Raw genomic sequence first — 13,749 nt, forward strand, 5'->3', positions numbered from 1 at the left:
CAGCACCCGTCACTCGCCCGTTTCCGGCCCTGCCCCGGCCAGCATCCGGGCCAGGGCGTCGGTGTCCAGCAGGGCGCACATGTGCTCGATCACGGTCCCGGCCAGCCAGGGCCGCCGGCCCATTTCGGTACGCCACTTCACATCGTCCCGGCTCAGGGTGATCACCTCGCCGACCTCGTCGCAGGCCAGGCCCCAGCGGTTGTTGTCGATCATCACCACCTTGCCCAGCCGGCGGCTGTCGGCCGGCGCCAATCCGGCATACTTGTCCGCCGGCAGCACCACGGCGGCCACATCGACCAGCCGCGCGCGCAGCCCCTGGTGCTCGCGCAGCCCCAGGAACCAGGTGCTGTGATTGGGCATTTCGGTCACGGCCTCATCGTCCCAGGGCGCCACACCGCTGAGCCGGGCCAGCGGCACGGCCAGGGTGAGACCGGCGACCTGGAACAGCAGGCACTGGAACTCGCCCTCGGCCCAGTCGGGCTGCACCGCCCCGGCCAGCTCCGGTACGGGCTCGGGTTCGGGTGCAGGCGCAGGCGTCGGCTCGACCACGGGCGGCGCCGGTGCCGGTGCGACGACCGGGACCGGTTCCGGCGCGGTCTCCGCGGGCGCGGGCGGAGGCTCGGGTTCGGACACCGGTGCGGCCTCGGGCGCCGGGGTGAGCAGTGCGTTCAGATAGGCGCCGAGTGCGAGCTGCTGGTCGAGCATGACCAGGTTGTCTTCGACACTGCGGGTCTGGACCCGGGTGGATGAGGATTCCTTCATGCCCATGCCTGGTCCTGCCTTGGGGTGGGTTCGCCTGCCGCCTCATCCGCGCTCGCACGCTGCAGCAGAAAATCGAGCAGCCGGGCATAGGCACGGGCACCGCGGGCGCTGCGCTGGGACAGCGACAACGGCTTGCCGGTCTTGCTGGCCTCGCGGAACTGGGTGTCGACCGGGATCACCTCCTGCCACAGGCGGTCGGGATAACGCTGGCGCAGCACATCCAGCGCCTCGCCGGAGGCGCGCGTGCGACGGTCGTACATGGTCGGCACGATCAGGTGCGCCGGGCTGTCGCCGCGGGCGCGGGCGATCATCTCCAGGGTGTGCAGCATCCGTTCCAGACCCTTCAGCGCCAGGAACTCGCACTGCACCGGGATGAGCAGCTGGTCGCAGGCGGCCAGGGCGTTCACCATCAGCACGCCCAGCATGGGCGGGCAGTCCATGAACACGTAATCGAAGCGATCCGCCAGGTCCTGCAGGGTGCGGGCGATGACCAGGCCCATGCCCTCCTCGGCCCCGAGCTGGCGGTCGAGCGTGGCCAGGGCGGTGGAAGCCGGCAGCAGGGAGAGATTGTCGAAGGCGGTCGCGACCAGCACCTGGTCGTAGCGCGGTTGCGCACGTTTATCGGCACGGTCCTTGAACAGGGTGTAGACCGACAGTTCGATGGCATCCGGGTCATGCCCGAAATAGGTGGTCAGGGAGCCGTGCGGATCCAGGTCGATGAGCAATACCCGTTCGCCCTCGGCGGACAGTTGCCCGGCCAGGGTGACGGCGGTGGTGGTCTTGCCCACCCCGCCCTTCTGATTGGCGACGGCCCAGATCTTTTTCATTGCTCAGGTTTCTGGTTACAGGAATTTCGGCAATATCGCCCCGACGGTCATCCGACCTTTGAATTCTTCCGTCATTCCGGCGCAGGCCGGAATCCATTGACCACCGCGGTTTCTGGATCCCGGCCTGCGCCGGGATGACGATGGTGCAGGGCCGCCCCCTGCCTTATACGGAACTTGCAAGATGCGCGCCGATCTGGCCCAGCGGCAGGACCTCGTCGGCCAGGCCGGCCTCGGCGACCGCCCCCGGCATGCCGTAGATGACGCAGCTGGCTTCGTCCTGCACCCAGACGCTCGCCCCGCCCTGCTTGAGCTTGCGCGCCCCTTCGCGCCCGTCGGCGCCCATGCCGGTAAGCACGATGGCCAGCACCCTGGCATGGAAGGCGGCGGCCACGGAACTGAAGGCCTGGTCCACGCACGGCCGGTAATGCTGGGCCGGATCGTCATACACCCGCAGGATCACGCGCGCACCCTGGCTTTCCACCGCCAGCTGGCGACCGCCCGGCGCGAGATAGGCCACACCCGGTTGCAGCGCCTCGCCGTCCTCGGCCTCCTTGACCTGGATCCGGCACTGCTGGTTGAGCCGTTCGGCAAAGGCCGGGGTGAAACTGGCCGGCATGTGCTGAATGAGCAGAATCGGTACGGCAAAGCCGGCCGGCAATCCGCTCAACACCTGCTGCAACGCGACCGGTCCGCCGGTGGAGCTGCCGATCGCCACCAGACGGAAGTCGCCGCGCCGCACCGGCGGCTGCATCCGCGCCGGCGCCGGCGCCGGCGCCGGCGCCGGCCGGGCGGCCGGGGCCTGTTGCATACGCAGGCCCTCCAGGCCGATGGCACGCACCCGGTTGCGCAGGGTGCGCTTGGCCTCTTCCTTGTCCCGGGAGAACTCGTCGAAGCGTTTGGGCAGGAAATCCAGCGCGCCGGCTTCCAGCGCATTCAGGGTCGCCTGGGCGCCTTCGTAGGTCAGCGAGGAGAACATCAGGACGGCGGTGGGACGCAGCGCCATGATGCGGCGCACCGCGGTGATGCCGTCCATGACCGGCATCTCGATGTCCATGGTGACCACGTCAGGCTTGAGCGCCAGCACCTGGCGCACGGCCTCCTGGCCGTTGGCGGCGGTGCCGACGACCTCGAGCTTGGCGTCCCCCTCCAGGATCTCGACAATGCGGCGGCGGAAAAAGCCCGAGTCGTCCACCACCAGGACGCGGAGACGGGAGGCCGTATTTTCCTTGTTGGCGAGAGACACGTTGTGTGTTCCTTGTGCGGGTTGCCCGGCCGGGCTCAGATATGGCGCGCGTACTTGCGCATCAGGCTGGGCACATCCAGGATCAGGGCGATGCGGCCGTCGCCGGTAATGGTGGCGCCGGCAAAACCCGGCATGCCGTTGAGCATGGCCGTGAGCGGCTTGATCACCACCTCTTCCTGGCCGATCAGCTCATCGACCACGAAACCGACCCGCTGGCTGCCGACACTGACCAGCACCACATGGCCCCGGGTCTTTTCCTCATCGCTCAGGCTGTAGCAGTCCTTGACCAGCCAGGTGCGCAGATAGAACAGCGGGATGGCCTTCTCGCGCATGCGCACCACCAGCTGACCGTCGACCACGTTGGTCTGCCTGATGTCCAGGTCGAAGATCTCGATCACGCTGGCCAGCGGCAGGGCGAAGGGCTGGTTGCCCAGCACCACCATCAGGGTGGGCATGATGGCCAGCGTAAGCGGCACCCGGATACTCAGACGCGAGCCGCGACCCAGGCGCGAGTCGATCTCCACGCTGCCGTTGAGCTGGCCGATGCGGGTCTTGACCACATCCATGCCCACGCCGCGGCCGGAGATGTCGGAGATCTCGGTCTTGGTGGAGAAGCCGGGGGCGAAGATCAGGTTGTAGGCATCGTGATCGTCCAGGCGGGCGGCGGCCTCCTCGTCCATCAGCCCCTTCTCCACCGCCTTGCGCCGCAGCGCGTCCGGGTCCATGCCCTTGCCGTCGTCCTCGATGGACAGCAGGATGTGATCGCCCTCCTGCTCGGCGGCCAGGATCACGGTGCCGGCGCGCGGCTTGCCGGCAGCCACCCGTTCCTCGGGCGATTCGATGCCGTGGTCGACGGCGTTGCGTACCAGGTGCACCAGCGGGTCGGCCAGGGCCTCGACCAGGTTCTTGTCCAGGTCGGTTTCCTCGCCCTGCATCTCCAGGTTGATTTCCTTGTCCATGGCCCGGGCCAGATCGCGCACCACGCGCGGGAAGCGGCCGAACACCTTCTTGATCGGCTGCATCCGGGTCTTCATCACCGAGGTCTGCAGGTCGGCGGTGACCACGTCCAGGTTGGCCACGGCCTTGCTGATCTCCTCGTTGCTGGCGGTCTTGTCCTGACCCAGGTTCTGCTTGAGCGTGGCCAGGCGGTTGCGCACCAGCACCAGTTCGCCGACCAGGTTCATGATCTCGTCCAGACGCCGGGTGTCCACGCGCACCGAGGTCTCGGCCTGAGGCGCGGGGGTCTTGGCCGGTGCCGCCTTCGCCTCGGCCGCGGGCGCGGCTGCCTCCGGCTTCGCCGCCGCCCGGGCGGCGGCCGGTGCGCTGGCCACGGCGGTGTCGCCGTCGCCGGCCGGCGCCGCGCCCTTGCCGTGGAGCTGATCCAGCAGGGCCTCGAATTCGTCGTCGGTGATCAGCTCGCCGCCACCCCCGGCCGCGGGCCCGCCCGCGCCGGCGTTGTCGGCGGGCGGCGGTGTGTCCGCCGCCGCGGCATCCCGGCCCGGGGCGCCCGTGGCCCCGTGGAGCTGATCCAGCAGGGCCTCGAATTCGTCGTCGGTGATCTCGTCGCCGCCGGCGGCCGGCGCCCCGGCGGCCTGATCGGCGTTGCCGCCGCCCTGCGCTGCATTGAGCATGCTCTCGAACTCGTCGTCCGTGGCATCGCCGCCCGCGGCTGGAGGGGCCTGGGGCGCGGACGCGGCTGACGGCGCGGCGTCCTCGGACTGGGGCTTGGCATAGGAGTTGAGCAGCGTGACCAGTTCCGGGTCGGCCGCACCCGGCTCCTCGCCGCCCTGGATCTCGGCGAACATGCCGTTGACCACGTCCACGGCCCTGAGGACAGCGTCCATCAGGGTGGCGTCGGCGACGCGCTCGCCGTTGCGCAGGATGTTGAACACATCCTCGGAGGTGTGACAGATGGTGACCAGGTTATCCAGGCCGAGGAAACTGGCCCCGCCCTTGATGGTGTGGAAACTGCGGAACACCGCGTTGAGCAGATCCTTGTCCTGCGGGCTGCGCTCGAGCTGGACCAGCTGCTCGTTGAGCTGCTCCAGCAGTTCGCCGGCCTCGACCAGGAAGTCCTGGAGTATGTCGTCGTTGGGATCGAGACTCATAGCAGTATTCCTTCAGCCTTCCTGTCCCTGCACTCTCGGCTCAAAAGCCCAGACTGGAGAGCAGTTCATCCACGTCGTCCTGGCTGTTGACCACCTCCGTGCCGGCGTCCACGCCGGGCACCTGCGGACCGTAGCCCCTGGACATGTCCTTGTCCGCGGACTCCGCCTCGGCAACGGTGTCCTTGAAATGCTGTCCGGAGATGCGCACCAGATGGACCAGATTGTCCTCCACCTCCGTGACCAGGTTGATCACCCGGCGGATGATCTGCCCGGTCAGATCCTGAAAACCCTGCGCCATCATCACTTCCGAGAGATTGGTGTTGAGCGTGCCGGCGTGGCGCGTGGTCAGTTCCAGGAAGCTGTCGATCTCCGGCACCAGGGCGCGGAACTCCTCCAGCTCCATGTTCTTCTGCCGGAACCGGCTCCACTTGTCGTGCAGCTCGGTGGCCCGCTGCTCCAGTTCCCCGGCGATGGGCAGACTCTGGTCGACGGCATTCAGTGTCTTGTGCGCCGACTCCTCGGTCATGCTGATGACATGGTTGAGCCGCTCCTTGGCATCGGGAATGTCGGATTCGGTCAGGGTGGCGATGCGCGAGTCGAGGTGAAAGTTGTTCAGCGCCTCGTGCAGCTCGCGGGTGAGCTTGCCCAGTTCCACGAACAGGCCCTGCTCGCGTTTGCGCGACAGGGTATCCAGCAGGTCGTTGACCGCCAGCTCGTTGCCGGCCTCCAGCTCGCTGACCAGCTCGCGCGCCATGGCGATGGTGTCCGGGTCGGCCATCATGTTTTGTTCTGTCATTAATATCCCCCGCCGGTTCTGCTCAGGCCGATGTGCCGAGACGCTCGAAGATCTTCTCGATCTTCTCCTTGAGAGTCACGGCGGTGAAGGGCTTGACGATATAGCCGTTCACGCCGGCCTGGGCGGCCTCGACGATCTGCTCCTTCTTGGCCTCGGCCGTGACCATCAGCACCGGGAGGCTGGCAAGCTTGGGGTCGGCACGCACGGCCTTGAGCAGGTCGATGCCGGTCATGCCCGGCATGTTCCAGTCGGTGATCAGGAACTCGTAATCGCCCGACTGCAGCATGGGCAGTCCGGTGGTGCCATCATCCGCTTCGTGGGTATTGTTGTAGCCAAGATCCCGAAGCAGGTTCTTGATGATCCGTCGCATCGTGGAAAAATCGTCCACGATCAAGATCTTCATGTTCTTGTCCAACACGACCTCCCGATAGTCGTCCAGTGCCTGCCGGCGGCCGCAATCGCCGCGACATTCAGTCCGTTTTCATCCTGCTGGCCATAGCGGCCGGTACGGCGATTTGCTTAGTTACTCTCGTCATTGCGAGGCGCGAAGCGCCGCGGCAATCTCCAAACGGCTCATGCTGCGTTAAGGGATTGCCGCGCTTTGCTCGCAATGACGGGCGCGCCGCGCCCGTCAGCTCGCGACCCACTCACCCATGCGCGCGCGCAGCCGGATCAGGGCCTGGCCGTGGATCTGGCACACGCGCGACTCCGATACCCCGAGCACCTCGCCGATCTCGCGCAGGTTCAGTTCCTCGTCGTAGTACAGCGACATCACCAGGCGCTCGCGCTCCGGCAGGCCGGCGATGGCCTCGGCCAGCGCGCCCTGAAAGTCCTCGTGCTGCAGGTTATCCAGCGGCTCATTGGGCTGCTCCAGTTTGCTGGCCTCCTGCTCGTCACCGAGCGCGCCCGGGTCCTCGAAGCTGAACATGCGTGCGCCGGTGGCGTCCTGCAGGATGCGGTGATATTCATCCAGGCCGATGCCCAGCGCCTCGGCCACCTCGTGGTCGCGCGCATCCCGGCCCACGGCGTTCTCGATCTCGCGCACCGCCTCGGCCACCTGGCGCGCCTTGCGGTGCACCGAACGCGGGGTCCAGTCGGTGCGGCGGATCTCGTCGAGCATGGCCCCGCGGATGCGGATGCCGGCATAGGTCTCGAAGCTCGCACCCTGGGAGGGGTCGTAGTTCTTGGCCGCCTCCAGCAGGCCGATCATGCCGGCCTGGATCAGGTCGTCGGCCTGCACGCTGGGCGGCAGCCGGCTCATGAGGTGATAGGCGATCCGTTTGACCAGGGGCGCGTGCTGGTTGACCAGCTCGTCCTGTCCACGTTCCTGTGTCGTTGCGTACATGGCTGCTCCATTCATGGCAGGACCTCCATCTGTCCACTGCTGGAGGTGATCAATCGTTCCACAAAGAACTCCAGATGGCCGGCCGCCCCGGTCGGGATCGGCCAGTTGTCAGCCTTCTGGGCGAGATTCTTGAAGGCCATCGCGGCACGCGAACGCGGGTAGGCGTCCACCACCGGCTTCTGGCGCTTGATGGCCTTGCGCAGATAATCGTCATAGGGCACCGCGCCCATGAAATCGAGGGTGACATCGAGGTAGCGCTCGGTCACGCGCGAGATCTTGTTGAACAGGTCCCGGCCCTCCTGGGCACTGTGGGCCATGTTGGCCAGCACCCGGAAGCGCTGGGCACCGTGGTCGCGGTTGAGCACCTTAATCAGGGCATAGGCGTCGGTGATGGAGGCCGGCTCGTCGCACACCACCACGATCACTTCCTGCGAGGCGCGCACGAAGCTGACCACGCTGTCGGCGATACCGGCGGCGGTATCCACGATCAGGGTATCCAGCGGCTGGCTCAGTTCGCTGAAGGCACGGATCACGCCGGCGTGCTCGGCCGGGCTGAGCTGGGCCATCTGCTGGGTGCCGCTGGCGGCGGGCACGATCTGCAGCCCGCCCGGCCCCGGCACGATGACCTCCTCCAGCGTGCGGCTGCCGTCGATGACGTGAGAGAGGTCGTATTCGGGGTGCAGGCCGAGCATGACATCGACATTGGCCAGGCCCAGATCGGCGTCCATAAGCATGACATTGCGGCCGCTGTCGGCCAGCGCCACGGCCAGGTTGACCGAGACATTGGTCTTGCCCACGCCGCCCTTGCCGCTGGTGACGGCAATGACGCGAACCGGTTTGGGCTGGGCCATGCTGCGCAGTCCTGCCGCCTGATCCATTCTAGACACGGCCGTTGGCTGCCAGTGCGCCGAAACGTTCTGCAAGGGTATCGTCATGGGTTTCCTGTCCGGCTTGTTGTTGGAGAGAGATGGCACGGTTGACCAGGTTCTGGGCCCGTGCGGGGTGTAGATCCTCGGGCACGCGCTGGCCGTCGCCGACGTAGGCGAGCGGCAGCTGATGCCCGGCTATAACAGATATCGCGCCGCCAAGGCCGGCGGCCTCATCGACCTTGGTCAGGATGCAGCCGTCCAGCCGGCCCTGATTGAAGGCGCGGACCGCTTCCTCCAGCACCTCGGCCTGGGTGGTGGCCGACATCACCAGATAGCTGCGGATCGGCATGCCGGCCTCGCGCAGGGTGGTGAACTGCTCACTCAGGCGCAGGTCACGCTGGCTCATGCCGGCGGTATCGATCAGCACCAGGCGCTTGTCACGCAGGCTCTGCAGGGTGGTGTGCAGCTCGTTGTGATCGGCGGCGACCTGTACCGGCACGCCGAGGATGCGGCCGTAGGTGAACAGCTGCTCGTGAGCGCCGATGCGGTAGCTGTCAGTGGTCACCAAAGCCACGCTGCGCGGCCCGTGACGCAGGGCATAGCGGGCGGCGAGCTTGGCCACGGTGGTGGTCTTGCCCACGCCGGTGGAGCCGACCAGGGCGACGATGCCGCCCTGGCTGAGGATGTCATCGTCGGTCACCGGCAGACGCTGCGCCAGCAGACCGAGCGCGCGGCGCCAGCCCTGTTCCGGGTCGCGGCTCTCGCCGGCAGCCTCGGCCAACTCGGCGCACAGATTCGAGGGCAGGCCCAGCGCGCTCAGCCGGCGCAGGACGGCGGCCTCGGCCGGGCGCCGGCGGTTGAGCTCGCCCCAGGCCAGATGGGCCAGCTGGTTCTCCAGCAGGCCGCGCATCTCCTGGATCTCGCGCCGCATCTCGATGATGGCCGGATCGTGGTCCCATTCGATGTCGGCCAGGGGGTTGCGGGCCTGGGGGCGGGATTCGGCGCCCGCCTGCACGGCCGGGCGGGTCGGAGCCGGTCCGGCCACCGGTGCCGGTGTCTCGCCGGCCTGGGCTTCGCTGTAACGGGCACGGGCATCATAGGTCCCGGCGCCCTCGGCGGCGGCCTCGCGTGGTGCGTCCGCCTCGGCGGCAGCGGCCGGGCCGGCACTGTTCGCGACCAGCGATTCGTCATAGTCGATGGCAGCGATGATCTCGATCCCCCGCTCCAGCTTGCGGTTGGACAGGATCACGGCATCGGCGCCCAGCTCATCGCGCACCTTGCGGATCGCCTGCCGCATGTCCTGAGCGAAGAATCGTTTTATCTTCATGTCTGTGTCCTCACGCCCGCTCTAGTTCGTCAGGCCGGCCCGGTTCAGGCCGGCGCCGCCTGCTGCTGCAGTCCCGCCGGGGCCTGGCCCACGGTGGCGACCACCTTGATCTGCTTGTTGTCCGGCACCTCGTCATAGGCCAGTACATGCAGGCCGGGGATGCTGTGCCGGAACAGCCGCGCCAGCCAGTTGCGGACCGGCGGGGCCACCAGCAGGACGGCCGGCTGACCGTTCATCTCCTGCTGCTGGGTCCGGTTGGCCAGGGTCTGGTGCAGGTGTTCCGCCAGTCCCGGCTCGAAGCCGGCGCCCCCTTCCTGGTGGGCCCTGAAGGGACTGTAGCAATATCTGTTCCAGCGACGGGTCCAGAGCAATGACTGGAAGTTCATGCTGCAATCCATTGATATGCTGGACAATGGAACGGCCCAGGGCGACCCGTACCGACGCCGTCAAATTTTGCGCATCCTGAGTGCGGCCGGCATGCTCCGCCAGTGTCTCGGCGATGCTGCGCATGTCGCGGATGGGGATGCGTTCTTCGAGCAGGTTCTGCAGCACCTTCACCACCGTGCCCAGCGGCAGGGTCTTGGGCACCAGGTCCTCGACCAGCTTGGGCGAGTTGCGGGCCAGGGTATCGAGCAGCTGCTGGACCTCCTCGTGGCCGAGCAGTTCGCTGGCGTGCTGCTGCAGCAGACTGCTCAGATGGGTGGCCACCACGGTGCTGGCGTCGACCACGGTGTAACCCAGGGTCTGGGCATTGTCGTGCTGATCGGGATCGATCCAGACCGCCTCCAGGCCGAAGGCGGGTTCGGTGGTGGCGGTGCCGGGTACGCTGCCGTAGACCTGACCCGGGTTGATGGCCAGTTCGCGTTCGGGCTGGATATCGCCCTCGCCCACCGGCACCCCGTTCAGCGTGATGCGGTAGGCGCCCGGGCCCAGATCCAGGTTGTCGCGGATGTGCACCGGCTGGATCAGGAAACCCAGTTCCTGCGAGAGCTTCTTGCGCACGCCCTTGATGCGGTCCATCAGCTGACCGCCCTGATTGCGGTCCACCAGCGGGATCAGGCGATAGCCGACCTCGAGGCCGATGATATCCACCGGGGCGACGTCGTCCCAGCTCAGGTCGCGCTGCTCCGACGGGGTCTCCGGTTCCTCGGTCGGGGCCTCCTCGGCCACCGGCTGACGCCGGCGCTGGCTCAGCCACCAGGTGGCCGCGCCGCCGATGGCGGCCAGGGTCAGGAAGGCGAAATTGGGCATGCCCGGCACCAGGCCCAGCAGTCCGATCACGCCGGAGGTCACGCCCAGCGAGGCCGGGTTCTCGAACAGCTGGCTGAGCACCTGGTTGCTCATGTTCTGGGAGCTGTTGACCCGGGTGACGATGATGGCGGTGGCGGTGGAGAGCACCAGCGAGGGGATCTGCGCGACCAGGCCGTCGCCGATGGTCAGCAGGGTGTAGTTGCGCATGGCATCGCCGAAGGCCATGCCGTGCTGCAGCATGCCGATGCCCAGCCCGCCCAGGATATTGATGAACAGGATCAGGATGCCGGCAATGGCATCGCCGCGCACGAACTTGCTGGCACCGTCCATGGAGCCGTAGAAATCGGCCTCGGAAGTGATGTCCTCGCGCTTGCGCCGGGCCTCGTCCTGGCTGATCAGGCCGGCGTTGAGATCGGCGTCGATGGCCATCTGCTTGCCGGGCATGGCATCCAGGGTGAAGCGGGCGCTGACCTCGGAGACGCGCCCGGCACCCTTGGTCACCACCACGAAATTGATGATCACCAGGATGGCGAACACCACCAGGCCGACGGCATAGTTGCCGCCGATGACGAACTCGCCGAAGGCCTCGATGACCTTGCCGGCGGCGTCGGTGCCGGTATGCCCTTCCAGCAGCACCACCCGGGTGGAGGCGATGTTCAGCGCCAGCCGCATCAGGGTGGCGATCAGAAGGACGGTCGGGAAGATGCCGAAATCCAGCGGCCGCATGGCATAGACGGTGACCATCAGCACGATCAGCGACAGCGAGATGTTGAAGGTGAACAGCATGTCCAGCCCCAGCGGCGGCAGCGGCACCACCACCATGGCCAGCATCAGCACCAGCAGGACGGGCGCCCCCAGGCCGTTGCGGACCATTTCCTTCAGGGTATTGAGTACCTGTTCCATATCGTCTCGCTGTGTCTGTTTTCAGTCGCTGGTATCAGGCTATGCAACCTTCTTTACCACTTTTTATTCCCCTCTCCCCTCGGGGAGAGGGGAATACCGGATCACTCCGCCGGCGGGTGGTAATACTCGTCAGGCACCTCGATGTCGCCGGGATCGGGTGGCGTCGCACCGCCATAGCTGGTGGCGGTGCGCAGCTGGAACACATAGGCCAGCACCTGGGCCACGGCGTAATAGAGGCCGGCCGGGATCTCCTGATCCAGGTCGGTGCTGAAATACAGCGCGCGCGCCAGCGGCGGCGCCTGGAACAGGGCCACGTTGCTGTCCAGCGCCCGCTTGCGGATCTCGGCAGCAATGACGCCCCGGCCCTTGGCCACCACCCGCGGGGCGCGCATGGCCGCATCGTCGTATTTCAGCGCCACGGCGAAATGGGTCGGGTTGGTGATGACCACGTCGGCCTCAGGCACGGCCTCCATCATGCGCCGCGAAGCGATCTCGTACTGGGCCTGCTTGATGCGCCGCTTCACCTCGGGCTTGCCCTCGGTGTCCTTCATCTCATCCTTGACCTCCTGCTTGGTCATCTTGAGCTGGCGCCTGTGGTCCCACAGCTGGAAGGGCACGTCGATGGCGGCAACGAAGATCAACCCCAGGCTCAGGAACAGGAAGCACCACAGCAGTATCTCGCCGCCGTTGGTCATGGCCTGCTTGGGCGTCTGCCGGCCCAGGTAGAGCATGTCGTCGAAGAAGGTGTGGAACAGGATAAGCGCCACGATGGTGACCAGGATCAGCTTGCCCAGGGCCTTGCCCAGCTCGACCAGGCCCTTGACCCCGAGCAGGCGTCCCATTCCCTTGATGGGGTTGAGCTTCTCCGGCTTGGGCGCCATCGCCTGCAGGCTGAAGGACAGCCCGCCCAGCGCGATGGAGGAGGCGATCGCCGCCACCACAGTGACCACCAGGAAGGGCAGCACGATGGTCAGGCCGGTCCCGAGCGCCACATCCATGGCCTGGAACATGGCCTCGGTGTTGAACACGTCGCGCCGCTCGAAGGCCAGACCCGTATGCATCAGCTCGGAGAACTGGTTGATCATGGTCTCGCCGATGACCATAAAGGTCAGCGCGCCGAGCGTGAGCATGATCAGGGTGTTGAGTTCCCGCGACCGCGGGATCTGGCCCTTGCGGCGGGCATCGTCAAGCCGTTTGGTGGTGGGCTCTTCAGTGCGTTCCTGACCATTCTCGTTCTCGGCCATCAGCCCGCCTCCAGACTCGACAGCAGCGTGAAGGCATCGGTGAGCAGTGTCTGGAACTGCGGCAGCAGATTGGACAGGGTCAGATAGATGACCACGAAGCCGAAGGTCAGGGTGACGGGGAAACCCACACCGAAGACGTTGAGCTGCGGCGCAGCGCGCGAGACCACGCCGAAGGCGATGTTGGTCAGCATCAGTGCGATCAGCGCCGGCACGGCGATCAGGATACCGCCGGCGAACATCCGGGTGCCCCAGTTGGCCAGGGTCCAGAAGACGTCGCGCGACAGGCCGTGGGCGGCGATCGGCAGCTGGTGAAAGCTCTCGGCCAGCACGCTGATCAGGACCAGGTGCCCATCCAGGGCTAGGAACAGCAGCGTGGCCAGGGTGACGTAATACTGGCCGATGACGGGCACGTTCACCCCGTTCTGGGGATCCACCATGGAGGCGAAGCCCAGGCCCATGCTCATGGCGATGGCATGGCCCCCGATGACCAGGGCGCTGAATACCAGCTGCAGCATGAAGCCCATGACCAGCCCGATCAGCAGCTGCTGCACGGCGATGGCCACCGCCTCGGCGCTGAGCGGGTCGACCGCCGGCACCGGCGGGATCACCGGCAGCATGACCGCGGCCAGTACCACCGCCATCAGCACCCGCACCCGCGCCGGCACCAGCCGGCCGCCGAACACCGGCATCACCATCAGCATCGCGCCGATGCGCATGAAGGGCCAGACGAATTCGCCGATCCATCCGGCGATCTGACTGGTGGTGAAGAGCAGGGGCGTGGCCATGGCTCGGGATGTCAGCCGATCAGCGCCGGGATGCTGTGGTAGAGGTTGGTGGTGAAATCGAGCAGGCTGCGCAGCAGCCAGGGACCGGCGAGCAGCAGCACCACCACGATTGCGGCCAGCTTGGGGATGAAGGTCAGGGTCATTTCGTTGATCTGGGTGGCGGCCTGGAACATGGCGATGACCAGACCCACCATCAGGGAAGCGATCAGCAGCGGACCGGCCAGCAGGACGGTGATGTACATGGCCTGTTGCCCGACGGTGATTACGGTATCCGGCGTCATGTCCGACT

At 66.8% G+C, this 13,749-nt stretch carries 12 protein-coding genes and 1 pseudogene; all 13 read right to left on the reverse strand.

All coding sequences use genetic code 11. The features are described from left to right. Window positions 1-9: 9 nt before the first annotated feature. Window positions 10-762, reverse strand: a complete 753-nt coding sequence (locus tag D6C00_RS02190) for a chemotaxis protein CheW (RefSeq protein WP_125180106.1) — start codon at window positions 760-762, stop codon at window positions 10-12. Next, the gene (locus D6C00_RS02195; RefSeq protein WP_125180107.1) at window positions 759-1,589 is read right to left on the reverse strand and encodes a ParA family protein; all 831 of its coding nucleotides are present in this window, start codon (window positions 1,587-1,589) and stop codon (window positions 759-761) included. The genes D6C00_RS02190 and D6C00_RS02195 overlap by 4 nt, the downstream gene beginning before the upstream one ends. A gap of 163 nt (window positions 1,590-1,752) precedes the next feature. After that, entirely contained in the window at window positions 1,753-2,832 is a 1,080-nt protein-coding gene (locus D6C00_RS02200) for a protein-glutamate methylesterase/protein-glutamine glutaminase (RefSeq protein ID WP_125180108.1), read from the reverse strand. A gap of 35 nt (window positions 2,833-2,867) precedes the next feature. Further along, the gene (locus D6C00_RS02205) at window positions 2,868-4,940 is read right to left on the reverse strand and encodes a chemotaxis protein CheA (protein WP_125180109.1); all 2,073 of its coding nucleotides are present in this window, start codon (window positions 4,938-4,940) and stop codon (window positions 2,868-2,870) included. 40 nt (window positions 4,941-4,980) lie between these two features. After that, on the reverse strand, window positions 4,981-5,736 hold the full coding sequence (locus D6C00_RS02210) for a protein phosphatase CheZ (protein WP_125180110.1): 756 nt from the start codon (window positions 5,734-5,736) through the stop codon (window positions 4,981-4,983). Between the two features lie 22 nt (window positions 5,737-5,758). Further along, a complete protein-coding gene (gene cheY, locus D6C00_RS02215; RefSeq protein ID WP_096366045.1) occupies window positions 5,759-6,151 on the reverse strand; it encodes a chemotaxis response regulator CheY in 393 nt (130 codons plus the stop codon). A 216-nt stretch (window positions 6,152-6,367) separates the two neighbouring features. After that, a complete protein-coding gene (locus D6C00_RS02220) occupies window positions 6,368-7,096 on the reverse strand; it encodes an RNA polymerase sigma factor FliA (protein ID WP_125180111.1) in 729 nt (242 codons plus the stop codon). Further along, a complete protein-coding gene (locus tag D6C00_RS02225) occupies window positions 7,093-7,932 on the reverse strand; it encodes a MinD/ParA family protein (RefSeq protein WP_194073931.1) in 840 nt (279 codons plus the stop codon). The genes D6C00_RS02220 and D6C00_RS02225 overlap by 4 nt, the downstream gene beginning before the upstream one ends. A gap of 28 nt (window positions 7,933-7,960) precedes the next feature. Next, a complete protein-coding gene (gene flhF, locus D6C00_RS02230; RefSeq protein WP_125180113.1) occupies window positions 7,961-9,277 on the reverse strand; it encodes a flagellar biosynthesis protein FlhF in 1,317 nt (438 codons plus the stop codon). Window positions 9,278-9,321: 44 nt separating this feature from the next. Beyond that, a pseudogene (flhA, locus tag D6C00_RS02235) lies at window positions 9,322-11,431 on the reverse strand (flagellar biosynthesis protein FlhA). A 101-nt stretch (window positions 11,432-11,532) separates the two neighbouring features. Continuing rightward, complete coding sequence (gene flhB, locus D6C00_RS02240) at window positions 11,533-12,675, reverse strand: flagellar biosynthesis protein FlhB (RefSeq protein WP_125180114.1); 1,143 nt, start codon at window positions 12,673-12,675, stop codon at window positions 11,533-11,535. Continuing rightward, complete coding sequence (gene fliR / locus D6C00_RS02245) at window positions 12,675-13,460, reverse strand: flagellar biosynthetic protein FliR (RefSeq protein WP_241546773.1); 786 nt, start codon at window positions 13,458-13,460, stop codon at window positions 12,675-12,677. Before fliR ends, flhB begins: the two co-directional genes overlap by 1 nt. A gap of 11 nt (window positions 13,461-13,471) precedes the next feature. Next, the gene (gene fliQ, locus D6C00_RS02250) at window positions 13,472-13,741 is read right to left on the reverse strand and encodes a flagellar biosynthesis protein FliQ (protein ID WP_125180115.1); all 270 of its coding nucleotides are present in this window, start codon (window positions 13,739-13,741) and stop codon (window positions 13,472-13,474) included. Window positions 13,742-13,749 lie beyond the last annotated feature (8 nt).

The organism is Thiohalobacter thiocyanaticus, from assembly GCF_003932505.1.
GTDB lineage: Bacteria > Pseudomonadota > Gammaproteobacteria > Thiohalobacterales > Thiohalobacteraceae > Thiohalobacter > Thiohalobacter thiocyanaticus.